General features: G+C 61.2%; 24 protein-coding genes and 1 pseudogene. 18 read left to right on the top strand and 7 right to left on the bottom strand.

Annotation, left to right across the window (positions count from 1 at the left end; genetic code table 11):
* Nucleotides 1–44 precede the first annotated feature (44 nt).
* Together AB433_RS18225 and AB433_RS18215 are read left to right on the top strand one after the other, a co-directional pair.
* Nucleotides 45–1198: pseudogene (locus AB433_RS18225) on the top strand (MFS transporter).
* Nucleotides 1199–1427: 229 nt separating this feature from the next.
* Nucleotides 1428–2797, top strand: a protein-coding gene (locus AB433_RS18215) for an IS3 family transposase (protein WP_148650901.1) whose coding sequence is annotated in 2 segments (ribosomal slippage) — nucleotides 1428–1775 and nucleotides 1778–2797 — 1368 coding nt in all. Because the reading frame shifts where the segments join, the coding sequence is not laid out codon by codon here.
* 75 nt (nucleotides 2798–2872) lie between these two features.
* Here the strand turns inward: AB433_RS18215 and AB433_RS18210 are convergent.
* From AB433_RS18210 to bphC, 7 genes are all read right to left on the bottom strand, one after another.
* On the bottom strand, nucleotides 2873–4372 hold the full coding sequence (locus AB433_RS18210) for an NAD-dependent succinate-semialdehyde dehydrogenase (RefSeq protein ID WP_047824526.1): 1500 nt from the start codon (nucleotides 4370–4372) through the stop codon (nucleotides 2873–2875).
* Between the two features lie 123 nt (nucleotides 4373–4495).
* A complete protein-coding gene (locus tag AB433_RS18205) occupies nucleotides 4496–6970 on the bottom strand; it encodes a TonB-dependent receptor (RefSeq protein WP_047824524.1) in 2475 nt (824 codons plus the stop codon).
* A 12-nt stretch (nucleotides 6971–6982) separates the two neighbouring features.
* Complete coding sequence (locus AB433_RS18200; protein ID WP_007015967.1) at nucleotides 6983–7570, bottom strand: 2-hydroxychromene-2-carboxylate isomerase; 588 nt, start codon at nucleotides 7568–7570, stop codon at nucleotides 6983–6985.
* On the bottom strand, nucleotides 7567–8829 hold the full coding sequence (locus tag AB433_RS18195) for an aromatic ring-hydroxylating dioxygenase subunit alpha (protein WP_007015968.1): 1263 nt from the start codon (nucleotides 8827–8829) through the stop codon (nucleotides 7567–7569). The genes AB433_RS18200 and AB433_RS18195 overlap by 4 nt, the downstream gene beginning before the upstream one ends.
* A gap of 22 nt (nucleotides 8830–8851) precedes the next feature.
* Nucleotides 8852–9340 (bottom strand): aromatic-ring-hydroxylating dioxygenase subunit beta, encoded by a 489-nt coding sequence (locus AB433_RS18190; protein ID WP_007015969.1) that lies wholly within the window; start codon nucleotides 9338–9340, stop codon nucleotides 8852–8854.
* Nucleotides 9341–9667 (bottom strand): non-heme iron oxygenase ferredoxin subunit, encoded by a 327-nt coding sequence (locus tag AB433_RS18185; RefSeq protein ID WP_037485736.1) that lies wholly within the window; start codon nucleotides 9665–9667, stop codon nucleotides 9341–9343. It lies immediately after the preceding gene.
* Between the two features lie 50 nt (nucleotides 9668–9717).
* Entirely contained in the window at nucleotides 9718–10617 is a 900-nt protein-coding gene (bphC, locus tag AB433_RS18180) for a biphenyl-2,3-diol 1,2-dioxygenase (RefSeq protein WP_007015971.1), read from the bottom strand.
* A gap of 289 nt (nucleotides 10618–10906) precedes the next feature.
* Here bphC and AB433_RS18175 point away from each other — a divergent pair, with 289 nt between their 5' ends.
* The 16 genes from AB433_RS18175 (at nucleotide 10907) to AB433_RS18100 (ending at nucleotide 24243) form a co-directional block, all read left to right on the top strand.
* Complete coding sequence (locus tag AB433_RS18175; RefSeq protein WP_007015972.1) at nucleotides 10907–12319, top strand: SRPBCC family protein; 1413 nt, start codon at nucleotides 10907–10909, stop codon at nucleotides 12317–12319.
* A complete protein-coding gene (locus tag AB433_RS18170; protein WP_007015973.1) occupies nucleotides 12316–12810 on the top strand; it encodes an aromatic-ring-hydroxylating dioxygenase subunit beta in 495 nt (164 codons plus the stop codon). The genes AB433_RS18175 and AB433_RS18170 overlap by 4 nt, the downstream gene beginning before the upstream one ends.
* A complete protein-coding gene (locus tag AB433_RS18165) occupies nucleotides 12794–13810 on the top strand; it encodes a PdxA family dehydrogenase (RefSeq protein WP_047824522.1) in 1017 nt (338 codons plus the stop codon). Before AB433_RS18170 ends, AB433_RS18165 begins: the two co-directional genes overlap by 17 nt.
* Nucleotides 13807–15081, top strand: coding sequence for an aromatic ring-hydroxylating dioxygenase subunit alpha (locus AB433_RS18160; protein WP_007015975.1), 1275 nt, complete (start codon nucleotides 13807–13809; stop codon nucleotides 15079–15081). Before AB433_RS18165 ends, AB433_RS18160 begins: the two co-directional genes overlap by 4 nt.
* Nucleotides 15078–15557: an aromatic-ring-hydroxylating dioxygenase subunit beta gene (locus AB433_RS18155; protein WP_007015976.1), complete on the top strand. Its 480-nt coding sequence runs from the start codon at nucleotides 15078–15080 to the stop codon at nucleotides 15555–15557. Before AB433_RS18160 ends, AB433_RS18155 begins: the two co-directional genes overlap by 4 nt.
* A 49-nt stretch (nucleotides 15558–15606) precedes the next feature.
* A complete protein-coding gene (gene gstA / locus AB433_RS18150; protein WP_007015977.1) occupies nucleotides 15607–16212 on the top strand; it encodes a glutathione transferase GstA in 606 nt (201 codons plus the stop codon).
* A 178-nt stretch (nucleotides 16213–16390) separates the two neighbouring features.
* Nucleotides 16391–17242, top strand: coding sequence for an alpha/beta fold hydrolase (locus tag AB433_RS18145; RefSeq protein WP_007015978.1), 852 nt, complete (start codon nucleotides 16391–16393; stop codon nucleotides 17240–17242).
* A gap of 19 nt (nucleotides 17243–17261) precedes the next feature.
* The gene (locus tag AB433_RS18140) at nucleotides 17262–18185 is read left to right on the top strand and encodes a catechol 2,3-dioxygenase (RefSeq protein WP_007015979.1); all 924 of its coding nucleotides are present in this window, start codon (nucleotides 17262–17264) and stop codon (nucleotides 18183–18185) included.
* Nucleotides 18186–18187: 2 nt separating this feature from the next.
* Nucleotides 18188–18619, top strand: a complete 432-nt coding sequence (locus AB433_RS18135) for a GlcG/HbpS family heme-binding protein (protein ID WP_007015980.1) — start codon at nucleotides 18188–18190, stop codon at nucleotides 18617–18619.
* A 53-nt stretch (nucleotides 18620–18672) separates the two neighbouring features.
* Nucleotides 18673–20157 carry a 2-hydroxymuconic semialdehyde dehydrogenase gene (locus AB433_RS18130; RefSeq protein ID WP_037485729.1) on the top strand — a complete coding sequence of 495 codons (1485 nt, stop codon included), beginning with the start codon at nucleotides 18673–18675 and terminating at the stop codon, nucleotides 20155–20157.
* A 4-nt stretch (nucleotides 20158–20161) separates the two neighbouring features.
* Entirely contained in the window at nucleotides 20162–20974 is an 813-nt protein-coding gene (locus AB433_RS18125) for a 2-keto-4-pentenoate hydratase (protein WP_007015982.1), read from the top strand.
* Between the two features lie 25 nt (nucleotides 20975–20999).
* On the top strand, nucleotides 21000–21938 hold the full coding sequence (locus AB433_RS18120; protein ID WP_007015983.1) for an acetaldehyde dehydrogenase (acetylating): 939 nt from the start codon (nucleotides 21000–21002) through the stop codon (nucleotides 21936–21938).
* Nucleotides 21935–22966, top strand: coding sequence for a 4-hydroxy-2-oxovalerate aldolase (dmpG, locus tag AB433_RS18115; RefSeq protein WP_007015984.1), 1032 nt, complete (start codon nucleotides 21935–21937; stop codon nucleotides 22964–22966). The genes AB433_RS18120 and dmpG overlap by 4 nt, the downstream gene beginning before the upstream one ends.
* Nucleotides 22967–22976: 10 nt before the next feature.
* Nucleotides 22977–23747 carry a 2-keto-4-pentenoate hydratase gene (locus AB433_RS18110; protein ID WP_007015985.1) on the top strand — a complete coding sequence of 257 codons (771 nt, stop codon included), beginning with the start codon at nucleotides 22977–22979 and terminating at the stop codon, nucleotides 23745–23747.
* Nucleotides 23748–23960, top strand: coding sequence for a 2-hydroxymuconate tautomerase (locus AB433_RS18105; protein ID WP_007015986.1), 213 nt, complete (start codon nucleotides 23748–23750; stop codon nucleotides 23958–23960).
* Nucleotides 23953–24243, top strand: a complete 291-nt coding sequence (locus AB433_RS18100; protein ID WP_047824518.1) for a 2Fe-2S iron-sulfur cluster-binding protein — start codon at nucleotides 23953–23955, stop codon at nucleotides 24241–24243. The genes AB433_RS18105 and AB433_RS18100 overlap by 8 nt, the downstream gene beginning before the upstream one ends.
* Nucleotides 24244–24248: the final 5 nt, after the last annotated feature.

Here is a 24248-nt window from a genome sequence, read left to right as displayed (position 1 = left end):
GTCCCACGACGGAAGCCGGCATAGGCCGGCGTGAATTCATCGCCATGATGGCGATGATACAGGCGCTCCAGTCGCTGGCCTTCACATCGCTGCTGCCGGCTCTCGGACACATCGCTGCCGATTTTGAGGTTGCCCAATCGAACCAGCGCCAACTGATCATCAGCGTTTTCCTGATCAGTTCGGGATTGAGTTCTCTGATACCCGGAACAATCTCCGATCGCTATGGGCGCAAGCCGGTCCTGCTCGGCTACATGGCGTTGTTCGTAATCGTCAATGCGGTGTCGGCGCTGGTGCGTGACTTCAACGTGCTTCTGGCGCTGCGCGGGATATTGGGTTCGCATCGTCCGGGCTGACGGTGCTGCCGCTGGCGATCATCCGCGATCGCTATGAAGGTGCCGGCATGGCCAAGCTGCAGGCGGTGGTGGCGATGCTGTTTATGGCGGTGCCGACCTTCGCGCCCAGCCTGGGCTATGCGATTCTCGAGCTCGCGGGATGGCGGGCGATCTTCCTGGTGATCGGTGCTTTGGCGCTGGTGGTGACGGGCTGGTTCCTGCTCAGAATGGAGGAAACCAATCCGAAGCAGAACCGGCAGTCGCAGCGCTCGGGCAATTTGCTGGGCAATGTTGCAACGGTGCTCGGGAACCGGGCGTCGATCGGCTATGTCATTGGCATGTCCTTGATTTTCGGCGGGCACTTCGGGTTCATCAACAGTTCGCAGCAACTGATCGGCGAGCATTTCGGCGCAGGCTCGGCCTATCCGCTGATCTTCGGCTCGATGGCGGCGACCATGGCGCTGGCCAGCCTGGTCAATTCGGCGATCGTCGAGCGCTTTGGCACCCGGCGGATCGGCCATGCCGCAATTTTCTGCCACCTTGCGGCATCGGTGGGACAATTGTTCCTGGCCTCAGCTCCCGGCGAAACCCTGGTCCAGTTTGTCGTCCTCATGTCTCTCAACATGTGCCTGCTGATTACCGTCTTCGTCAATTTCACTGCAATTGCCTTGCAGCCATTCGGGCATATCGCCGGTGCCGCGGCATCGGTTCAGGCATTCTTCCGGCTGGTGCTGGGGGCTGGGCTCGGCGGCCTGATCGGTTATGCCTACGATGGCACACCGCTGCCGCTCGCGATTGCGCTGGTCATGGTCGGGTCGCTGACCTTGGCCCTTGTTCTGTTCAGCGAACGGGGCAAGCTGTTCTAGCGCCTCAATTCGCCGAGCCGATAGGAGCTTGCCTCAGGATGAGGTCAATGGCTCCTCAAGCGTTTCGGGGATGCCGGGCGCCGCAATATCCGAGACCATCCGCACCCCGTCGAATACGATGGGACTGGCGACCCCGGTGCGCTGTGTCCGCCGTCAGCACCAATGGCACAGATTTGAGGTTGTGATTTAAGGAGGATTTGGGCTTCGTCGTAGTGACGAAGGAACGAAGATGAAGCCCAAATCCTCCTATTCAAAATCGCCGTCGAAGGCCCCTGCGGAGCAGGTGGTGAAGGATATCCGGCGGCAGACCCGGCGGCACTTCTCTGCCGAGGACAAGATCCGCATCGTGCTTGAAGGCCTTCGCGGCGAGGACAGCATTGCCGAGCTGTGCCGCAAGGAAGGCATCGCGCAAAGCCTGTACTACACCTGGTCGAAGGAGTTCATGGAAGCGGGCAAGCGCCGCCTGGCGGGCGACACTGCCCGTGCCGCGACCACCGGCGAGGTGCAGGATCTGCGCCGCGAAGCGCGTGCCCTGAAGGAATGCGTGGCCGACCTGACACTCGAAAACCGTCTGCTGAAAAAAAGCATGATCGCGGATGGGGGCGACGACGAATGAGGTATCCCGCATCCGAAAAGCTCGAGATCATCCGGATCGTCGAGCAGTCGCACCTGCCCGCCAAACGCACGCTGGACAAGCTCGGCATCGCCCGCCGGACGTTCTACCGTTGGTATGACCGTTATCTTGGGGGCGGGCCGGAAGCGTTACAGGATCGGCCATCGGCGCCGAGCCGCGTGTGGAACCGCATCGGTGACGACATCCAGAACCAGATCATCGAAATGGCGCTGGAAGCCGACGCGACCAATCTCAGCCCCCGCGAACTGGCGGTGCGCTTCACCGACGAGAAGCGCTACTTCGTATCGGAATCCACGGTTTACCGCCTGCTCAAGGCGCACGATCTGATCACCAGTCCGGCCTATGTCGTGATAAAGGCCGCCGATCAGTTCCACACCAAGACTACCCGCCCGAACGAGATGTGGCAGACCGACTTCACCTACTTCAAGATCATCGGGTGGGGCTGGATGTACCTCTCGACCGTGCTCGACGACTTCTCGCGCTATATCATTGCCTGGAAGTTGTGCACCAACATGCGTGCCGAGGATGTAACCGAAACGCTGGACCTCGCCTTGGCGGCTTCCGGCTGTGACAGCGCCACGGTGCTGCACAAGCCCCGGCTGCTCAGCGATAACGGCCCCAGCTACATCGCCGGCGAACTGGCCGAATATATCGAGGCCAACAAAATGAGCCATGTCCGCGGCGCTCCCATGCACCCGCAAACCCAGGGCAAGATCGAGCGCTGGCACCAGACCCTGAAAAACCGCATCCTGCTGGAGAACTACTTCCTGCCCGGCGACCTCGAAGCCCAGATCGAGGCCTTCGTCGAACATTACAATCACCAGCGCTATCACGAGAGCCTAAATAACGTGACGCCCGCCGACGCCTACTTCGGCAGGGCCCCGGCCATCATCGAACGACGAGAAAGGATCAAGCGACAGACCATCGAATATCGGCGCTTGCAGCACCGCAAGCTCGCCGCCTAACATCAACCCCCAGACGAGGCCCGCACTCCGCTAATCTACGCCGCGAGTTGTGCCGAATGTTCTGACGACGAACAGCTATGTCCTTCGGGGCTTCTCCGCTTCAATCGCAGGCTGCGGCGGCAAGCCGAGACTTATGGCCTTGAGTTCCAGGAATTCGTCGATCCCGTGACGCGATCCCTCGCGCCCCAGTCCCGATTCCTTGACCCCGCCGAAAGGCATGGTTTCCGAAGAAATGATGCCGTTGTTGAAGCCGACCATGCCAACCTCGAGTCTTTCGGCAAGGCGCCAGAACCGGTCCATGTCGCGGGTGAATGCGTAGGCGGCCAGGCCCGAGCGGGTGCTGTTGGCCAGGGTCAGGGCTTCGGCCTCGGTTTCGAAGCGGAAGAGGGGAGCGACCGGTCCGAAGGTCTCTTCCAGCGCCAGCCGCATGTCGGGGTTGGCGCCGGTCAGGACCGTGGGCTGGTGGAACAGCTCGCCGGCTTCATGCCCTTCGCCTCCAGTGACGATTCGGGCGCCGCGCCCCACGGCATCGCCGACATGTTCGCGCACCTTGTGCAATGCTGCGGCGGTGATCAGCGGTCCTTGATCGGTCTCGCCTTCCAGGCCGTTGCCGACGCGGAAAGCCGCGACTCTGGCGGCCAGCGCTTCGGCGAACCGGTCATGGATGCCGTTCTGCACCAGGATGCGGTTGGCGCAGACGCAGGTCTGGCCGGTGTTTCGGAACTTTGAAGCGATCGTGCCCGCCACGGCGACATCGATATCGGCATCGTCGAACACGATCAGCGGAGCGTTGCCGCCCAGCTCCATCGACACCCGCTTGAGCGTCGTCGCGCACTGCGCGGTCAACAGCTTGCCAACCGCGGTGGAGCCGGTGAAGGTGAATTTGGCAACGCCGGGATGGCTGGTCAGGACCGACCCGATCGCCGGCGCATCGCCGGCGATGACATTGAAAGCGCCTGCCGGAACACCCGCCTCGAGCGCCAGCCGGGCCAGCGCGAAGGCCGTGAGCGGGGTGAGTTCGGCGGGTTTGAGCGTAACCGTGCACCCCGCTGCCAGGGCGGGCGCGACCTTGCGCGTGATCATCGCCGCGGGAAAATTCCATGGCGTAATCGCGCCGACCAGGCCCACCGGCTGCTTGAGAACCAGGATCCGGCGATCGCGCTGGGCGGGGATGATCTCGCCATTGATGCGCCGGGCTTCTTCCGCGAACCATTGGATGAAGCTGGCCGCATAGTCGATCTCGCCCAGCGCTTCGGCCAGCGGCTTGCCCTGCTCGGCCGTGAGCAGCATTGCCAGATCGTTGCGGTTTTCGCGAACGAGCGCGAACCATGCGTGCAGAATGGCGGCGCGTTCGGCGGCCGAATGGGCCCGCCATTCCCCGAAGGCTCTGGCGTTGCTTTCGACGGCGCGGTTCGCCTCGACCGCACCCAGGAGGGGGATTTCCGTCAGCGCCATCCCCGTCGCAGGATTGATCACGGCAATCGCCCGCTCGGCAGTGGCTATGGCCTCGCCATCGACGACCGGCAGGCCTTCAGCGAATTCTGGCCGGGACAAGAATGGGTGGGAAACAGGCATGGCGTGAAACCTTTGCGCGCGGGTGGGAAATTCAAGGGATTCAAACGAAACGGGGCGGAACCGCCGGAACGGATCAACCCCGGAATCGATAGAGTGACCTTACGGTTACCCCAAGGAGAGCCGTCAGTACTTGTAGGCGACCTTGAGGAACCATTCGCGCGGCCGCGAATAGGTTGCCTGGGCAACGCCCGATGAGTCCAGCTGGACAAACCCACCTTGAATGTAGCGCTTGTCGCTCAGGTTGGTGACACCAGCGGTTACGGTGAAATGGTCGCTGGCGTCGGTGAATGAGGCACTTGCCCCGAACACGCTATAGGCGGGCTGATAGAGCCTCGGGTCGTTGACAGCGTCCTTGAAGGCGCCGCTCTGGTGATACCAGTCGCCACGCAGCACGAACTTGCCCATCTCGCTCTCGTGAACAGTCGCATTGGCGGCGAGCGTCGCTGTCCATTCGGGAACGAAAGAAAACTTCGAGTTCAAGTTCACCGGAAAGGCATCGGGGTCAATCGAACGGTAAAATGCGTCCAGATAGCCCACACCGTAATCGATCCGCAACCAGTCGGCAGGGGCTGCCTGGCCTTCGATTTCGAAGCCCTTGATCCGGCCCTCGCCACCGTTGCGGACCTTCGGCGCAATGCCTTCATTCACTACGATCTGCATCTCGTTGTAGTCCGACTGGAATACCGCGACATTCATGCGCAGACGCCGGTCGAACAGTTCGGTTTTGAGGCCGACTTCGTAGGACGTGACGAATTCCGGCTTAAAGGACGGGGTGAATTGTTCCGCGAAGGTCCTCTGCGTGAATCCGCCGTTCTTGAAGCCCTTTGAATAGGACGCATAACCCATGATATTGTCGGTGAACTGGTAGTTTACCGACAATGCCGGGGTCCATTCCTTGGAATGAACTGAAACTTCGAACGCCGGAACGGTATGGTTTCCACCCGGGTTGGTAGCGGACGCCACACAAGTCGGATCCGGGAAACCGTCAAACGGACCACCGACGATCAGCTGCGGGACGTTCTGACCAACCAAGCAACGGCTAAACTGGATGAACACGCCATCGGGATAAGGCAAACCAGGAATGCCCGCGGTGAAGTCACGGGTGATTACCGACAACGAGGGATCGTAGCGCTTGGTCTCGTCGGTGTAACGTATGCCCGGCGTAATCGAGAGGCGATCCGTCACCTTGTATGAGAACTGCAAGTATCCGGCATAACTGTCGTTATCGACCAGCCCGCCGCTCAAAAACTCAGCAAATCCAAAGCGCAAAGGCTGAATATCTTTGCCTTTCTCCTTCAGATAATAGGCTCCCATCGTAAACTGCAGCTTATCGTCCAGAATCTTACCCGTTAGCTGGAGCTCTTGAGAGGCCTGCCAAATGCGGACATTGGACGAAAAACCAACCATGTCGATCGGAGACACGTCTAAATCCATGTCTACGGTCGATTTTTGGTCACGATAAGCACTTATCGACTTCAAAGTAACATTACCGAAATCATACTCAAGCGAAAGGTTCGTGCCCCAAAGATCGAAATTCGAACGATTTGGCCCTCCCGCCCAGGTCTCGTCGATGTTGCCTGTCACCCACCGCGAGGAATAGCAGATTGGATTGTCGGTCGGTGCCAGTTGGCCAGGAGCGCCACATTGTCCTGCCCCTTCGCGAAGCTTATTGTACGCAAAAGGGGCGCTGGGGATGCTGACCACGCGCCCATTGATGGTCTGGAACTGCAGCAGATCCGGCGAATCACGGTTCTCAATCAGATAATTGGCGGCCATCTCCTCGCGCCGAATATTGACGTCGGCGGCGAGAAGCGCCTTGAAATTGTCGGTCGGTTCCCACTTGAAAGCGACGCGGCCCGAAAAGCTGTCCTTGTTGCCTTGACGCCCACCATCGAGTAGGCGGCGCTGATAGCCGTCGCGGGTCTCGTAGGAAGCGACCGCGCGCATTGCCAGCGTGTCGCTGATCGGAACATTGACGATGCCCTTGAAATCCGCGCGATTGAAGCGTCCGGTTGCGGCTTCAAGCTTAAGTTCGAAGTCGTTTCCGGGTTCATTCGTGTTGACGAGGATCGCGCCGCCAATCGTGTTCTTGCCGAACAGAGTTCCCTGAGGTCCTCGCAGGATCTGGACATTTGCGATGTCCGCCATTTCAAGCAGACCACCAATCGATCGGGCGACATAGACGCCATCGACATAGATGCCAACACCAGGATCGACGGTGATGTTGTAGTCGGTCTGTCCAACGCCACGGATGAACGCGGTTAGCGTCGCACTCGAACCCGAGATGTTGCCAACCGGCTGGATATTCACGTTAGGTGCGTAGGACGCCACCTGGGCGACGTTAGCGATTTGCCGGTCTTCGATCATGCTGCCGCTCATCGCGGTAACCGCGATCGGCGTTTCCTGCGCATTCTCTTCGCGCTTGCGGGCCGTGACCACGATCTCGTCGAGACCGCCGTCCGAAGTTTCGTCTAGGACAGCCGCGTCGGCTTCCTGAGCATAGGTTGCGGTGGGAGCCAACGCGAGGCTGGCCAATGTCAAGCTCGTGGTAACCGCAAGCACTCGCTTAGCGGTTTCGATTGACGATTTCTTATACATAAATTCCTCTCCCTATTTTTCTAAGTACTCTTCCAAGAACTCCAGGCGGTCGTTGCCCCAGAAGATTTCATCGTCGACAAACATTAATGGCGCGCCGAAGACTCCCCGCTGATAGGCTTGGCTTCGAACCTTCCGGTATTCGTTCTGGCCTAGTGACGAGTCCACGAAGGCAGTCAACGCTTCTGCATCAAGCCCGGCTTCGGCTGCGCAGGCGCGCAGTTCTTCGCGGTCGCTTGGATCGATCCCCTGTCCCCAGATGCGATTGTAAGCAGCGGCGACGAATGCTCCCGCCTTGCCCTGCTCGCGCGCATAGAGCGTGGCGCAGTTCCAGTCCTTGCAGGCAAAGCTGGCCGGAAAACGCAAGGGAGCGTCGTATTTGCGGGCCCACCGGTTGAGGTCCGCCATCATCACCTTGATTTTCGGAACCACCTCGCGATTGGACGGGCCGTAGTTCCCCGCCGCGATCTTCGCCTCGGGGATATCGATCGGCCAATATTCGAGTTCGCAACCGGCCTTGCGGGCGATTTCAGGGAGCTTCAGCTGCGCGAGGTAGCTGAAGGGACTGATGAAGTCGAAATAGAAGTCGATCTTGCGGGTCATCGTGCGGTCCCGAAGCCGACGAGCTTCTCGTAATTGTCCCAGAAGCCGATAATGGCGCCTTCGGTGACAAGATGGTCGGCATCTTCGGCGCGGCCCCCCCCCATGGCGATGAAGGAGGTTGCCTGCTGCTCGCCGGCAATGGCGTTCTGGACGATTTCCACCGCTTCGCCGTCTTCCATCGAAACCAGCCCGGCCGGACCGATCAGGTTGGTCTGCTTGCGCCGGATTGCCTGCATTTCTGCATCGTCGTCGGCGTAACCGAAGTGGGTCCAAACCAGTTCGAACGCTTCGGGACCCTTGGGCACGGTTTGCCTCACTGCGAGCGTGTTCTGAATCTGCTGGAGAACCAGGTTCGGGAACACCGCGAGGATAACCAAGGTAATGCCGTCATCGAATTCCTGGCGGCCCTTGATCAGCGACATGTCCTGAAGCTTGAACTCGGTATCGAAAGTCCTGGATTCGCCATAGGCCTGTTTGTCGGCGGCATCGTCGTTGCTGGCGGCGATGGAATAGAGGAGCGAATGCCGCTTCTCGCTATCCATCAGTGCTTTGCCGGTCTGGGTCGACCGATAGAGACCGAACGTGTTGTGGAACAGGTGCAGAAGGCTGGCGTGATAGGGATCGCGGGTATTCTCGGCATAGAGCTTCCAGTTACCGTGAACGTATTGCCGCTGATCGCCCAGAACCTTGATCGGCTTGTGCATGATCCGTTCGATATGCTCGACAACCAGCGGGCCGAGAAAATCGTCCAGTGGCACCACGCTCTCTGAGAAGCTCGCGAACACGAGCCCGCCAACAATCCCGACGCGCAGCTGCTTGAGCCCGTGCTGCTTCATGTCGAAATCGCCGGGCATTCCGCCCTGGCCCTTGAGGCCGCGGCGGAACGGCACCCCGATCAGATTGCCGGCGAGGTCATAGGCCCATTGGTGGTAAACACATTCGAGATTGGGGCGATTGCCGCGCAGTTCGCGGCACACCAGGGCCCCGCGATGGGCGCAGCGGTTGACCACGACATGAACGGCGCCATCCGCGGCCCTGGTGACGATGACCGGGGTTTCTCCGATAAAGGTCGATTTGAAATCGCCAGCATCGGGCACTTCCGCCTCGAGCGCCACGAAAGACCAGGTCTCGCCCTGGAAGATCGTTTCCTGCTCGCGCGCGTGGTACTCCGGATCGGTGAAAACCCGGTAGGGAACTCGGCGACCAGTTCCGTTTGCGGTTTTCGAGCGGTTCTCGTCTAGCACAGCTGTGTCGGTCATAATCAATAATCCTGGTCGCGGACTAAATCGGGCGAACCATCATCGTGTCGATGAGGTTGGTATCGAAAACGGCGATCTTTGAGCGGAACAAGGGGCGCTCGCCAGACAAGTCGATCTCGTCGATATACTTGCCCGAATTGTAGATTGTGGTGCGTCCGTCAGTGCGGGTCATAAGGACCGCATAGCTGGTGTGCGACTTGGCGAGCGTTCCGGTTGCGGAAACGATTCGGGTCGGACCGAGAATATGTCGGTAGGCATGCACCGGGAAGATGTTGGCCTTGCGCAGCGACACGATGCGATCGGCCAGCATTCCGCGGCTGTCGCAATAAATCGCCGACGTATCCATTTGCCGGTCGAAATTCTCGCGCGCGATCACGGTGTAGACGCAGTCCGAAACAAACAGATCCGGCCACTCTTCCAGCCGGTCGTCGTCGATCAGTTCAGCGTAGAGCGCATTGAGCTCGGTCACGAGTTGCTGCAGCTCGTAGCGCGTAGGGGACTCGAGGAGCATTCAGGCGCTCCCTTCCGGCTGATCGATGCACACCCAGCCGTCGTCGATCGTGACTGAGTAGGTCTTGATCGGAACCTGGCAGGGAAAGGCTTTGGCTGCTCCGGTGGCGATGTCGAAGGAACCACCATGGAACGGGCATTCGATGATTCCGCCGTCCTGGTAGCCATCGGTCAGCATGGCATTGCCATGGGTGCACATATTGTCGGTGACGAATACATCGCCATCGACGTTGTAGACGGCAAGCGCAGGCATTTGCTCCTGGTAAACCGCGACAGGTTCACCATCCTTAACGTCCGCTACTTGGCAAAGGCGCAGTTTGTTCGACATAGCGTCTCGCAATTCCAATCTTGCTTCCGAACTGGCGGTTAATGGAAGGCTCAACCGAGGGGAATATCCATGCCGTAGCCTGCGGCCTCGTTGCCGTGACCGAAGATGTCGCGGGTGTAATATTCCTGCTGGCTCGGGGCCTTGCGGGCACCCCAGCCGAACTCCCACAGCCAGCCCGACGGATTGGCGCAGTAGAAGGTCAGCGCCTGGTCATTCGCGTGCTTGCCGAGCTGGAGCGCGACGTCGATCTTGCGCGCCCGCACAATGTCGTGCGCGAGGCCGAGATCGTCGAGGTCGGTATATTCGAACATCAGGTGGTTGATGCGCTTTTCCATCGGGCCAAGCCCGAAAGCGACCGAATGCTGCCGCTCGTTGCAGTGCATGAAGTACGGCTGCGCCACCATCCCGTTGGGCAGTTGCAAGTGATACTCGACCGACCCGCGCAGCCCCAGCAGTCCGTAGAACGCCGCCGCCGCGGGAACATCGTCCTGACGCAGGATGCAATGCCCGATTCCTTCCGATCCGGTCACGAACTTTCCGTACATGGGGCGCCCAGGATGGAAAGGCTTGTGGGTGTCGACTTGCGGCCCGTAAAAAATTTCGGTGGGGTTCCCACCCGGATCAGCCAGCTTGGCAAGACCGAGCACGCGCCGCTCGCGAGCTTCGGCCTCGCTTGCCACCGTCAAGGAGATTCCGGCGGCGGTCAGCTTTGCCACTATGGCGTCGAATTCCACCGGATCGGCAACGCGCCAGCCCAGATAGGCAAGATCGTCGGAGTCGGAGGCATGCAACACGATGCGATGATGCCACTGGTCCATGCGCAGGTAGAGGCGGTCGCCTTCGCCCTCGTCGACAACCTCCATGCCGGCCACTTCGGCAGCATAACTGCGCCATGCATCGAGGTTCGTGACGGTCAACCCAAGGTAACCGAGTTCCGTGACTGCTGCCATTTGCTTTCTCTCCCAGAGGACGCGGCTCGCATCTCGCGGGACCGTCATCGCCGATTGTCTTGCCGCCGGTCTTGCCGGCCGAGTCGAGGCGATAGTCGATAGTTCTCCATAGTGCAATACGTTGCACCGGGTAATTTGTTGGTGTAGGAATAGCGCAACAGAACGTCGATCCAGCGATTCGCCCGTGATGGGCGGGCGGCGCGGGACCGGATTCGGGAACACCGCCAAGGAGTCCAGTCATTCAGCGGAAGCCGTCCGACCGGCTGCCGCAAAGTGGGAGTGGAGCGTTATGGAAGCCGCAGAAAAGCGTGTCGGACGGATTGCCGATTTGCAAGCGATCAAACAGCGCCTGAAATCGTGGCTCGTGAAAGATCAGGCGAGGGGTATCTACCAGATCGACCGCGCCGCTTTCACTGATGCCGAGCTGTTCGATATCGAGATGAAGTACATTTTCGAGCGCAACTGGATATTCCTCGCTCACGAAAGCCAGGTCGCCAAACCCCACGATTTCCTTACCACCAAGATGGGGCGGATCCCCGTGATCATCACCCGGGACCGGTCTGGGACTGTCCGCGGACTGGTCAACGCCTGCGCCCACCGCGGCGCCAAGGTCTGCCGCGAAAAGGCCGGCAACAGGAAGAATTTCATGTGCCCCTTCCACGGCTGGACCTACTCGTCCGTAGGCGATCTTCTCGACGTCACCGAAGAAGGGGCGGGAGGCTATGCGTCCGGTTTCGACCGCGCCGATTTCGGACTTCCCCGGATCGCACGCCTCGAAATTTACCGCGGGTTCATCTTCGGCAGCCTGTCGGCCGATGTCTTGCCACTCGAGAAATATCTGGCCGGTTCGAAGGCGTTCATCGACCTGTTGGTCGACCAATCCCAGCATGGCGAAATGGAAGTGCTGCCCGGAGCAACCCGGTACCGCTATCGCGGCAACTGGAAGATGCAGGTTGAGAACGGCTTGGACGGGTATCACGTCGGGACGGTCCACGCCAATTACTTCATGACGGTGATGCGGCGGGTCGAAGGTGCCTCCAAGAACGACACTAGGGCGGTCGATATCACCAATATCAATCGGCAGGACGGCGGCTCGTTTTCCTTCCATAACGGACATTCTGTGCTGTGGACAGACTACGCGAATTTCAAGGATCGGCCGAATTTCGAGGTCCTCGATTGGATGGTGGATACCTACGGCGACGAAAAGGCGCTGTGGATGAACAAACGCATCCGGAATCTTCAGCTGTTCCCCAACGTCTTCCTGATGGATCAGACCAGCACCCAGATCAGGATCATCCAGCCGATCTCCGTCGACGAGACCGAAGTCACGACCTATTGCATCGCTCCGGTGGGTGAAAGCGCCTCGGCCCGGGCCCTGAGGATCCGGCAATACGAGGATTTCTTCAATGCCAGCGGCATGGCGACCCCGGACGATCTGACCGAATTCAACAACTGCCAGGCCGGGTATGGCGCAGGCGAAGGTCGGATGAACGACATGTCGCGCGGCTCGACGCGCTGGGAACAAAAGGCCGGGCGTTTCGGCGCCGGCCTTTCGGTGGATGCGGTGATGAGCAGTCCGTCAGTGGCTGACGAGGGACTCTATGTAGCTATCCACGACGAGTGGATCAGCCGGATGAACTCCGCTATCGACCAGGAGACCGCAGAATTTCTTGCCAAGGGCGACTTGGAGCTGGCGCAATGACGGCTACCGATACGCATTGGCTTGCCGTTTACCGCTTTCTCGGACGCGAGGCGGTAGCGCTGGATGATAAGGACTGGGACGCCTGGCTGTCGCTCTACGCGGAAGACGCGGAATACTGGGCTCCGGCCTGGGATGACCGCGAGCGCCTTACCGTTGATCCGCAGCGTGAAATCTCGCTGATCTATTATCACAATCGCGGTGGCCTTGAGGATCGGGTTTTCCGTATTCGCACCGGGCGGTCCTCGGCAAGTACGCCCGGGCCGCGCACTTCGCACGTGTTCACGCTGCTTTCGACGGAAGAAGGCGATGGCCTGGTGCGGGCGCGCACATCCTGGACGGTAACATCCGTGCTCGATGGGGCGGTAACCGTCTACAGCGGATCGGCCTTCTATGATCTCGAGCCTGCCGGCGGGAGTTTTGTGATCAAGCGCAAGAAGACCGTGATCATCAACGACCTCGCGCAGACCATGCTCGATGTCTACAGCATCTGACCGACCCATGGCAGCACCAGAAGAGCGTCCCGTCGTCGGAACCATGATCGGCGATCCTGCGGGGATCGGACCCGAAGTGACGGTCAAGGCCCTGGCGGACGGTTCGGTACACGAGGTGTCGATACCGGTGCTACTTGGCTCGGCAGCGGCGGTGGAGCGTGCGCTCGACATGACCGGGGTGAGGGCCCGGGTGCGCCGGATGCGTTCGTTCGAACAGCCCAGTGACGATGTCGGGGTGATCGACGTGATCGACACTGGAGCCTTGCCGGACGGCGTTTTGCCACTGGGTGTGGATACCGAAGTGGCCGGCCATGCCACCGCGCAATGGCTGGACGAGCTCGACGCGCTGGCCCGGGATGGCTCCTTCGCCGCGACGGTCATGGGACCGATCAGCAGCGGTTCGCTCAAGATGGCCGGAAAACTCGACAAGGTGATCAGCCCCACGCCGGGCGAAAGCTATCTGGTGTTGCTGACCGGTCCTTTGCGGGTGGCGCATCTCACCGATCACATGTCGCTGCGCCAGGTGATCGACGTCATCACCGCCGACCTCGTCGCCAAGGCAATCAGGCAAGTCAATGATGCCATGCGGTCCTGGGGAATCGCGCGTCCGCGGATCGCCGTGGCCGGACTCAACCCGCACGCTATGGGTGACGAGGACCGGCTCGCGATCCTTCCCGGGGTTGAACGGGCGCGGGCAACGGGCATCGCGGTGGAAGGCCCGATTGCGCCGGATTCGGTGTTCCGCCAGTGCATCGAGGGGCGCTTCGACATGGTCCTCGCGATGTTCCACGATCAGGGGCACATTGCCGTAAAGACCTGGGGCTTTTCGGGCAATTGCGTGATCATAATGGGTCCGCCCTATCTGCACATGTCGGTCGCCCACGGCACCGCCTACGATATTGTCGGCACGGGCAAGGCGGACGCCGCGATGATGCTCAGCGCGATGCACATTTGCGGTCAGCTCGCATCCGGACAGGGATTTACAGGAGAAGCACAATGAATGCCATGGCCCCAGTGGGAGCGCCCTCGCTCCCGACAGCGGTGGACTATAGAGTCTACCACGATACGCAGATTTTCGCCGCCGAGCAGCGCAATATCTTCAAGGGACGCACCTGGTGCTACCTTGGGCTTGAGGCCGAGATTCCCAACGCTGGCGACTTTCGCGCAACCCATCTCGGCGAAACGCCGGTGGTGCTCGTGCGCGGACAGGAAGGCAAGATTCATGCCTGGGTAAACCGGTGCGCGCACAAGGGCGCGACGGTGTGCCGTTCGTTGCGCGGCAACCAGGCCGACGGCGCGTTCGTCTGCGTCTACCATCAGTGGGCTTACGATTCAGAAGGCACGCTGGTCGGCGTACCCTTCCGGCGCGGGATGAAGGGCGTAGGAGGGTACGAAAAGGATTTCGATCTGGCCAGTCACTCGCTCGAGAAGCTCCGGGTAGAAAGCTACAAGGGCATGGTGTTCGGCACTTTTTCAGCCGACATCGAGTCGCTTGACGATTTTCTCGGCCCGGTGATGCGCAAGTATATCGACCGCGTTTTCCAGCGCCCGATCAAGGTACTGGGTTACTCCCGGCAATACATGGCGGGCAATTGGAAGCTCTATTCCGAAAACAGCCGCGACAGCTACCACGGCGGCTTGCTGCACCTGTTCTACCCGACTTTCGGAATCTACCGACAAAGTCAGGACAGCGCGGGTGAGCTGGCCGAGCAGGGCTTTCACAATGTCTTTACCTTCTCCAAGCCCAAGGGTGACATCGATTACGGATCGTTCGGCGATGAGGCCAATCGCGAAATGCAAGGGTCCGCCAAACTGCAGGACGAACGCCTGTTGCAATTCCGGCCCGAGATCGAGGACGATGTGGGCTTGCACATCCAGTCGCTGTTTCCGTCGGTCGTGCTGCAGCAGATCCAGAACACGCTGGCGACACGCCAGATTGTGACTCACGGTGTCGATAAGACCGAGCTGGTATGGACTTATTTCGGCTATGCCGACGACGATGAGGAAACGACCCGTCACCGGCTGCGCAACCTGAACCTTGTCGGCCCTTCCGGACTGATTTCGATGGAGGACGGTGAAGCGGTCGAGCTTTGCCAGCAGGGCACGGTCGGGGCCGAAGGCAAGCACAGTTTCATCGAAATGGGGGGCGACGACGTGCGCGGCTATTACGCGCCGCTGGGCATGGACGAAAACGCAGTGCGCGGATTCTGGAAAGGCTATCTGAACCTGATGGGTGATGCACTTGCCGTCAGTGCGGAGGCATCGGCATGAGCATGGTCGATCCTGTTTTGCAAGGCCTCGTCGATTCCTTGAACGCCGCTTACTGTCTGTGTCTGGATGACGGCCGGCTTGAGGAGTGGCCCGAGTTCTTTGTCGATGATTGCCTTTATCAGGTGATCGCCCGCGAAAACGTCGACAACGGGCTGCCCGCCGCAGTCATTTATTGCGACAGCAAGGGCATGCTGGTCGATCGGGTTGTGGCGCTGCGCCAGGCAAATGTTTTTCCGGAGCATTTCAGCCGTCACCTGATTTCGCGAGCGGTCTTGACCGGGATCGACGGGGACACCGTGTCGGCCGAAGCAAGCTATGCCGTGCTGCAGACCCGCAACGACGGTGAGACCCGCATCTACAATGTCGGGAAATATGTCGATCGGCTGCTGATCAAGGACGGTTTGGCCAAGCTGGTGAGCCGAATGTGCGTCTATGACACCCACAGGATCGCGACGCTGCTGGCGACTCCGATCTGACGGCCGAACATCGATTTGGCATCGAAAAGAAATCAAGAGGAGAAACACAATGAAACTGTTCATCAGCCCGGGCGCATGCTCGCTTGCCCCGCACATTGCCCTGCGCGAAACCGGTGCCGATTTCGAAGCAGTCAAGGTCGATCTGGCCGTGCGCAAGACCGAGGCGGGCGAGGATTTCCTCACCGTCAACCCGTCCGGCAAGGTCCCGGCCCTGACCCTGGACAGCGGCGAGACCCTGACCGAGAATCCCGCCATCTTGCTGTACATTGCCGACCAGAACCCCGCGTCGGGCCTGGCACCGGCCGAAGGCAGCCTCGATCGTTACCGGCTGCTGAGCCGTCTCAGCTTCCTCGGTTCCGAATTCCACAAGGCATTCGTGCCGTTGTTCGCCCCCGCCACTTCCGACGAAGCGAAGGCGGCGGCCGCGGAATCGGTCAAGAACCACCTCGCCGCGCTCGATAAGGAATTGGCCGGGCGGGACCATTATGCTGGCAATGCTTTCAGTGTTGCCGACATCTATCTGTACGTGATGCTGGGTTGGCCAGCCTACGTCGGTATCGACATGGCCGCCTACCCCGCGCTCGGCGCCTATGCTGGCAAGATCGCGCAGCGTCCCGCCGTGGGTGCCGCGCTCAAGGCCGAAGGCTTGGCGTGAGCCGGACAGGCCGACTTCCGGCATGATGTGATGGAGTTGAATCATTCTCCATTTGCAAATGCGTTCTGGTTGGTGCAATAACGAGAAACCGGATGAACGCGAGAGTTGTGAGCTTTGCCTGTCGCGATGACAGGCAAGGCAACCGGCAAAAAGCTGTTGACAATTGATCGGGAGAGCCATGACTGCCGTTGCCATCGACATCGCACGCCCGGAGATTGGCAAGTCAGTCACGGTTGACGGCAGCGTCACGAACTACCACGATGTGGGCGATGGCGCACCGGTCCTGCTGATCCACGGATCGGGACCCGGGGTGACCGCCTGGGCGAACTGGCGGCTCAACATGCCCGAGCTCGCGAAGCGCTTCCGCGTCATCGCGCCCGACATGTTCGGGTTTGGCTATTCGGATTCGAAGGGCCGGATCGAAGACAAGCGGGTGTGGGTCGATCAGGTTGCATCCCTGCTGGATGGCCTCGGGATCGACAAGGTCTCGATGGTCGGAAATTCCTTCGGCGGGGGCATAACCCTGGCATTCATGATCGCGCATCCCGATCGGGTCGAGCGGGCGGTGCTGATGGGCCCGGCCGGGCTCGATTTCCCGATCACGCCGGCGCTCGACCTAGTCTGGGGCTACCAGCCTTCGCTGGAGGAAATGCGCGCCTCGCTCAAGTACCTCGCCTGGGACCACAGCCGTCTGACCGAAGACCTTGTCCAGTCGCGTTACGAAGCGAGTGCGCGTCCTGAAGCGCACGAGCCGTATTACGCGACGTTCGGCGGGTTTGACCGGCAGGCCAACATCGCGATGCTGGCAAGCCGCGAGGAAGACGTGGCGGCACTGCAGCACGAAACGCTGATCCTCCACGGCCTGTTCGACCAGGTGATTCCGCTGGATTCGACCGTTCGCCTTGCCAGCCTTTTGCCGCGCGCCGACCTGCACGTTTTCGCGGAATGCGGCCATTGGGTGCAGATCGAACGGATGGCGAGCTTCAACCGCATGGTGACCGAATTTTTCGAGAACGGCCTCAACGCCTGAAGGGACAAGGAGAACTGAAATGGCGCTGACCGGTGTACTTCGCCCTGGCTATGTCCAGCTGCGCGTCCTCGATCTGGATGAAGCGATCCAGCACTATCGTGACCGTATCGGCCTCAACCTGGTGAGCGTCGAAGGAGGCAGGGCTTTCTTCCAGGCCTTCGACGAGTTCGATCGCCACAGCATCATTCTGCGCGAGGCCGATTCTGCCGGACTCGACCGGATGGCATTCAAGGTCGCCAAGGATGCCGATCTCGACCACTTTGCCGAGCGGCTGCTCGACATGGGGGTCCACGTCGATATCATTCCGGCGGGCGAAGATCCCGGCGTTGGCCGAAAAATCCGCTTCAATACGCCAACCGCCCACGTGTTCGATCTTTATGCCGAGATGGAGCTGTCCGAGACCGGACCGGCCGTACGCAATCCGGATGTCTGGATCGCCGAGCCGCGCGGCATGCGCGCGACGCGGTTCGATCACTGCGCCCTCAACGGCGTGGATATCTCGGCGAGCGCAAAGATTTTTGTCGAGGCACTCGATTTCTCAGTGACCGAGGAATTGCTGGATGAGGCTTCGGGCACTCGTCTGGGTATCTTCCTTTCGTGCAGCAACAAGGCCCACGACGTGGCGTTTCTGGGCTATCCCGAGGACGGACGGATCCATCACACGTCGTTCTTCCTCGAATCCTGGCACGACGTCGGCCATGCCGCCGACATCATCAGCCGCTACGACATTTCGCTCGATATCGGCCCGACCCGCCATGGGATCACGCGCGGGCAGACGATCTATTTCTTCGACCCGTCGGGCAACCGCAACGAGACGTTCAGCGGCGGCTACACCTACTATCCCGACAATCCGCGCCGGATGTGGCAGGCCGAGAATGCCGGTAAGGCGATCTTCTATTACGAGAAGGCGCTCAACGACCGCTTCATGACGGTGAACACCTGAGCATGAACGGAGTGGCGACAATCCGGTCGGTGGGACACGATCTTGCCGCCAAGGCGGTGCAGGTCGCGGTGGCGAAAGGCGGCGAGGCGGGCTGTCCCCTCGTCGCCGCAGTGGTTGGCGCCACCGGTGAGCTGGTCGCCCTGTTGCGCGCCACCGGGGCACCGTTCCCATCCTCGCAGATCGCGCAGGACAAGGCCTATACCGCTGCCAGCTTCAAGGTTCCGTCGCCGGACGTCTACAAGATGGTCGCAGGCAATCCCGCGCTGAGCGGGGGTATCGCCGCGAAGCCCGGAATCGCCATGTTCGGCGGCGGACTGCCGATCGCGATCGCCGGCGAAATCGTCGGCGCGATCGGAGTGTCGGGCGGAACCGAAGAACTGGATACGCAGTGCGCAAACGCAGCCCTCATCTCGATCGGGGCGACGCAATATTGAGCGTCCGGCCATCGCGGCATTGAAACAAGACGCTACGGAGAATGGAAGAGCCCATGGCAAATGAGAATACCCCGGCTGTTACCGACACCATCCTGAATTTCATCGGGGGCGCTTATCGCCGTGGAAGCACCGGCAAGACCTTCGACAATTTCGCTCCTGCGACCGGCCTTCGCATTGGTACTGTCCACGAGGCGAGCGAGGCCGATGTGGCCGATGCGGTCGCTTCGGCCAAGGCGGCGCTTAACGGCCCCTGGGGCAAGATGAACACGGCGGAACGGGTCAAGCTCATCTCCGCGGTCGCCACCGAGATCGAGCGCCGCGCGGACGATTTCCTCGCAGCCGAAGTGGCGGATACCGGCAAGCCGCGCCATGTCGCTTCGCATATCGACATTCCGCGCGGTGCCGCGAACTTCCGGATGTTTGCCGACGTCATTTCGACGACCCCGACTGAATCGTTTGCAACGGCAACGCCCGACGGCGGGAAGGCGCTCAACTACGTGGTGCGCAAGCCCAAGGGTGTGATCGCGGTGATCTGCCCGTGGAACTTTCCCCTGCTGCTGATGACCTGGAAGGTCGGACCGGCCCTGGCGTGCGGCAACACGGTTGTGGTCAAGCCATCGGAAGAGACGCCGCGGACCGCGGCGCTGCTGGGCGAAGTCATGAACGCGGTCGGGATGCCCGAGGGTGTCTACAACGTGGTGCATGGTTTCGGGGCGGGTTCGGCCGGGGAATTCTTGACCTCGAACCCCGATATCGATGCGATCACATTCACCGGCGAAACCGGCACCGGCCAGGCGATCATGCAGAAAGCTGCGGTCGGGGTGCGCGACATTTCGTTCGAGCTGGGCGGCAAGAATCCGGCCGTCGTGTTCGCCGACGCCGATCTCGACAAGGTGGTCGAAGGATTGTCGCGTTCGGTATTTCTCAACACCGGGCAGGTCTGCCTTGGGACCGAGCGGGTCTATGTCGAACGGCCGGTTTTCGACGAATTAGTCAAGCGGATGACTGTGGCGGCCACGGCGTTCAAGCCAGGCGCGACCGGCGATCCAGCCTATCTGGGGCCGCTGATCAGCGCCGAGCACCAGGAAAAGGTGCTGGGATACTATGCGCGCGCGGTGGCCGAAGGCGCCACTGTCGTCACCGGGGGCGGGGTTCCCGCGATTTCTGGGGATGAAGCGGGTGGCTTTTATGTCGAGCCGACGCTGTGGACCGGCCTGGCGCACGACAGTTCGGTGATGCGCGAAGAGATTTTCGGCCCGTGCTGCGGGGTCATTCCCTTCGATAGCGAAGACGAGGTGATCGGCCTGGCCAACGATACCGACTACGGGTTGTGCGCGACCATCTGGACTGAAAACCTCTCGCGGGCGCACCGAGTCGCCGCCTCGATGCAGGTTGGCGTCTGCTGGGTCAATTGCTGGTTCCTGCGGGATCTGCGCACCGCATTCGGCGGTTCCGGACATTCCGGTATCGGCCGCGAAGGCGGCGTGCACAGCCTCGAATTCTACACCGAAACCGAAAACGTCTGCGTGAAGCTTTGAGACCATGACGACTGAAACCAAGATCGATCCCATGGCCATCCAGCAGGCGGCCGAGCAATTACGGGGCGCGGCTGCCAGCGGCAAGCCGGTGGCGCCGATCCGCGATCTCATTTCGGCTGGCGGGGTGGATGCCGCCTACGCCGTGCAGGAAATCAACACCCGGCACGCCCTTGACAGCGGACGGCGCCTGGTCGGCCGCAAGATCGGCTTGACCTCGGTGGCGGTCCAGCGCCAGCTTGGCGTCGACCAGCCCGATTACGGCATGCTGTTTTCCGACATGGACGTGCCCGAGGGGATTCCGATCTCGCTCGATCAGGTCATCCAGCCCAAGGTCGAGGCCGAAATCGCGATCGTCGTCGGCCGTGATCTGCCTTATCCCGATCTCACCACCGCCGAGATGATCCGTGCGGTCGAATATGTCGTACCCGCGATCGAGATCGTCGATAGCCGCGTTGCCAACTGGGACATCCGCATCTGGGACACCGTCGCCGACAACGCCTCGAGCGGGCTGTTCGTGCTGGGTGCGGTGCCGCGCAAGCTCGAAGCGCTCGACCTGCGCGAATGCGGCATGGTGATGGAGGTAAAGGGCGAGCCGATCTCCGTGGGGGCGGGGATTGCCTGCCTCGGCAGCCCGATCACCGCATCGCTGTGGCTGGCGCGGGTGATGGCCCGGGTCGGACGCCCGCTGCTTGAAGGCGACGTGATCCTGTCCGGTGCGCTCGGGCCAATGGCCGGGATCGCGCGCGGCGATGTCGTGGAAGCGAGAATCAATGGCGTCGGAACGGTGCGGGCGGCTTTCGCTGCCGAGGTCGGCTGACGCAGATGAACGGAGAGATCGAAGAATGACCAAGATGAAGTGCGCCATTATCGGCTCCGGAAACATTGGTACCGATTTGATGATCAAGCTGCTCAAGGGGTCCGATACCCTTGAACTGGCGGCGGTGGTCGGGATCGACCCGGCCTCGGAAGGCCTCGCCATGGCCCGCGAACGCAGCGTGGCGACAACCCATGAGGGTATTGAAGGGCTGCGCAAGCTGTCGGCCTACCCCGAGATTGGCATCGCATTCGATGCGACTTCGGCCTACGCCCACAAGGAACACGATGCGGCCCTGCAAGCCGACGGCAAGCTGGTTGTCGATCTGACCCCTGCCGCGATCGGGCCGTTTTTTGTCCCGCCGGTCGGCGGAGTGCTCGACAGCGAAATCCGCAATGTCAACATGGTCACCTGCGGCGGTCAGGCGACCATTCCCATTGTCGCCGCGGTTTCGCGGGTGACCCCCGTTCATTACGCTGAAATCGTCGCGTCGGTGTCCTCGCGGTCTGCCGGGCCCGGCACCCGCGCGAACATCGACGAATTCACCCGGACCACCGCGAAGGCGATCGAGATAGTGGGCGGTGCCGGCCGCGGCCGGGCGATCATCATCCTCAATCCCGCCGAACCGCCGATGATCATGCGTGATACGATCTTCACGCTTACCGATCAGGTGGACGAGGAGGCTATCCGCGCCTCGGTTAAGGAAATGGTCGAGACCGTGCAAGCCTATGTGCCCGGCTATCGCCTCAAGCAGGAAGTGCAGTTCGAACCGTTCGGCTCCAACCGGCCGCTGAAGATCCCCGGCTACGGCGAATTCGTCGGCCTGAAGACCAGCGTGTTCCTCGAGGTCGAGGGCGCTGGCGACTATCTTCCGAAGTATTCCGGCAATCTCGACATCATGACCGCCGCCGCCAAGGCAGCGGGTGAGCGTCTGGCCCAACAGCACCTCGAAAAGGTGGCAGCATGACCTTCAACCCCGAAACCGGTAAGCTCTACATCCAGGACGTCACCCTGCGTGACGGCATGCATGCCATTCTTCACATGTATGGCACCGACAGTGTCCGCACCATTGCCAAGGCGCTGGACGATGCCGGCGTCGATGCGATCGAGGTGTCGCACGGCGATGGCCTCAACGGCACCTCGTTCAATTACGGGTTCGGCGCCCATACCGACTGGGAATGGATCGAAGCCGCCGCCGACGTGATCAGGAACTCCGTGCTGACCACATTGCTGGTGCCGGGTATCGGCACGGTCGAGGAACTTCGCCGCGCCTATGCGCTTGGGGTGCGTTCGGTCCGGGTCGCGACCCATTGCACCGAAGCCGACGTCGCCAAGCAGCATATCGGCATTGCCCGAGACCTCGGCATGGATGTCTCGGGCTTTCTGATGATGAGCCACATGATCGATGCCGAGGCGCTGGCACAGCAGGCCCTGCTGATGGAAAGCTATGGGGCGCATTGCGTTTATGTGACCGACAGCGGCGGCGCACTCGACATGGACGGGGTGCGCGATCGCCTGCGGGCCTATGACCGCGTGCTCAAGCCGGAAACACAGCGCGGCATGCACGCCCACCACAACCTCAGCCTTGGCGTCGCCAATTCGATCGTCGCGGCCCAGGAGGGTGCGGTGCGGATCGATGCGAGCCTTGCCGGAATGGGAGCAGGGGCCGGCAACGCGCCGCTCGAGGTGTTCGTCGCCGCCGCCGACCGCAAGGGCTGGAACCATGGCTGCGACGTGATGGCGCTGATGGACGCGGCGGAGGACATCATCCGTCCGCTGCAGGACCGCCCGGTGCGCGTGGATCGCGAAACGCTGAGCCTGGGCTATGCCGGGGTCTATTCGAGCTTCCTGCGCCACGCGGAAAAGGCCGCCGAACAGTATGGGCTGGATACGCGCGAAATCCTGATCGAACTGGGCAAGCGCCGGATGGTCGGGGGGCAGGAAGACATGATCGTCGATGTCGCGCTCGATCTCGTTTCCACACGCGCGGCATAGGCACATCGCAATGGACAAACTTGAGCGATACGCAGAAATCCTCGACAGCGCCGCCTTGCACGCGCGTGCCACTCCGCAGCTCACCCATACCGATCCCGATCTGAGCGTCGCGGATGCCTACCGGGTCCAGCAGCTGTCGGTCGATCGGCGGCTGGCGCGGGGCGAACGCCGCATCGGGGTCAAGATGGGGCTGACTAGCCGCGCCAAGATGCTGCAGGTCGGGGTCGACGAGGTCGCCTGGGGGCGATTGACCGATGCCATGCTGATCGAGGAGGGCACGGCCATGTCGCGGGCGCGTTTTGTCCATCCGCGGGTCGAGCCTGAAGTCGCCTTCCTGATGAAGGCGCCGCTGGCCGGAAAAGTGACGGCGGCGGCCGCGCTGGCGGCGGTCGAGGCGATTGCCCCAGCCATGGAAATCATCGACAGCCGCTATGAGAACTTCAAGTTCGCGCTGTCCGATGTCATCGCCGACAACACCTCGTCGTCCGGGCTGGTGATCGGTTCCTGGAACAATCCGGCGATGGATTTCTCGAACCTCGGCGTTTACCTCGAAATCGACGGGGAAGTCACGCAAATCGGCTCGACCGCCGCGATTCTCGGCCACCCCCTGCGCTCGCTGGTCGCGGCAGCCAGGCTTGTTTCCGAAGCTGGTGAGGAGATTTCGGCCGGAGACATCGTGATGGCGGGCGGGATTACCGCCGCGCCCAATCTCGCGCCTGGCCAGACGGTGCGCACGACCGTCCAGGGGCTGGGTTCGGTCATGTTCCAGGTGGAGGCCTGAATGCCGATCATCGAGGTCAATATGCTCGAAGGGAGGACTCCCGACGATAAGGAGCGGTTGATCCAGGCTTTGACCGCTGCCGCCATCGAATCGATCGGCGCTCCGCGCGAATCGGTTCGCGTCATCCTGCGCGAGATTCCACCGGGTCATTTCGCGGTGGGTGGAGAGTCCTTCGCTGCCAAAGCAGCCGCGAAGGCAGCTGGACATGGCTAGAACCGTGACCGGCCTCTATCAAATCCGCGTGGTCGGCGGCGGCGAGTTTACCTGCGGCGGGGACGAGCGGGTCCTCCTCGCAATGGAACGTTGTGGTGCCGGCGATATCGGGGTTGGTTGCCGGGGCGGCGGCTGCGGAATTTGCCGGGTGAAGGTAGTCGAAGGCGATTATCGGACCGGCAAGATGAGTGCGGCGAAGGTGTCGGATAGCGATCTCCAGGCAGGTTATGCCCTGGCTTGCCGTCTGTTTCCGGCCGGAAACCTGGTCATTGCAGTAGAATAGTTTTG

The organism is Croceicoccus naphthovorans, assembly GCF_001028705.1.
GTDB lineage: Bacteria > Pseudomonadota > Alphaproteobacteria > Sphingomonadales > Sphingomonadaceae > Croceicoccus > Croceicoccus naphthovorans.
The sequence above is the reverse complement of the archived record's forward strand: the minus strand, read 5'-3'. Positions and strand labels throughout refer to the sequence as shown.

Coding starts and splice junctions, on each gene's coding strand:
- AB433_RS18125 (WP_007015982.1), top strand. CDS start 20,162: ATGACGACTGAAACCAAGATCGATCCCATGGCCATCCAGCAGGCGGCC.
- AB433_RS18140 (WP_007015979.1), top strand. CDS start 17,262: ATGGCGCTGACCGGTGTACTTCGCCCTGGCTATGTCCAGCTGCGCGTC.
- AB433_RS18200 (WP_007015967.1), bottom strand. CDS start 7,570: ATGACCCGCAAGATCGACTTCTATTTCGACTTCATCAGTCCCTTCAGC.
- AB433_RS18110 (WP_007015985.1), top strand. CDS start 22,977: ATGGACAAACTTGAGCGATACGCAGAAATCCTCGACAGCGCCGCCTTG.
- AB433_RS18100 (WP_047824518.1), top strand. CDS start 23,953: ATGGCTAGAACCGTGACCGGCCTCTATCAAATCCGCGTGGTCGGCGGC.
- AB433_RS18205 (WP_047824524.1), bottom strand. CDS start 6,970: ATGTATAAGAAATCGTCAATCGAAACCGCTAAGCGAGTGCTTGCGGTT.
- AB433_RS18175 (WP_007015972.1), top strand. CDS start 10,907: ATGGAAGCCGCAGAAAAGCGTGTCGGACGGATTGCCGATTTGCAAGCG.
- bphC (WP_007015971.1), bottom strand. CDS start 10,617: ATGGCAGCAGTCACGGAACTCGGTTACCTTGGGTTGACCGTCACGAAC.
- AB433_RS18105 (WP_007015986.1), top strand. CDS start 23,748: ATGCCGATCATCGAGGTCAATATGCTCGAAGGGAGGACTCCCGACGAT.
- AB433_RS18155 (WP_007015976.1), top strand. CDS start 15,078: ATGAGCATGGTCGATCCTGTTTTGCAAGGCCTCGTCGATTCCTTGAAC.
- dmpG (WP_007015984.1), top strand. CDS start 21,935: ATGACCTTCAACCCCGAAACCGGTAAGCTCTACATCCAGGACGTCACC.
- AB433_RS18135 (WP_007015980.1), top strand. CDS start 18,188: ATGAACGGAGTGGCGACAATCCGGTCGGTGGGACACGATCTTGCCGCC.
- gstA (WP_007015977.1), top strand. CDS start 15,607: ATGAAACTGTTCATCAGCCCGGGCGCATGCTCGCTTGCCCCGCACATT.
- AB433_RS18160 (WP_007015975.1), top strand. CDS start 13,807: ATGAATGCCATGGCCCCAGTGGGAGCGCCCTCGCTCCCGACAGCGGTG.
- AB433_RS18185 (WP_037485736.1), bottom strand. CDS start 9,667: ATGTCGAACAAACTGCGCCTTTGCCAAGTAGCGGACGTTAAGGATGGT.
- AB433_RS18165 (WP_047824522.1), top strand. CDS start 12,794: ATGTCTACAGCATCTGACCGACCCATGGCAGCACCAGAAGAGCGTCCC.
- AB433_RS18195 (WP_007015968.1), bottom strand. CDS start 8,829: ATGACCGACACAGCTGTGCTAGACGAGAACCGCTCGAAAACCGCAAAC.
- AB433_RS18190 (WP_007015969.1), bottom strand. CDS start 9,340: ATGCTCCTCGAGTCCCCTACGCGCTACGAGCTGCAGCAACTCGTGACC.
- AB433_RS18170 (WP_007015973.1), top strand. CDS start 12,316: ATGACGGCTACCGATACGCATTGGCTTGCCGTTTACCGCTTTCTCGGA.
- AB433_RS18210 (WP_047824526.1), bottom strand. CDS start 4,372: ATGCCTGTTTCCCACCCATTCTTGTCCCGGCCAGAATTCGCTGAAGGC.
- AB433_RS18145 (WP_007015978.1), top strand. CDS start 16,391: ATGACTGCCGTTGCCATCGACATCGCACGCCCGGAGATTGGCAAGTCA.
- AB433_RS18130 (WP_037485729.1), top strand. CDS start 18,673: ATGGCAAATGAGAATACCCCGGCTGTTACCGACACCATCCTGAATTTC.
- AB433_RS18120 (WP_007015983.1), top strand. CDS start 21,000: ATGACCAAGATGAAGTGCGCCATTATCGGCTCCGGAAACATTGGTACC.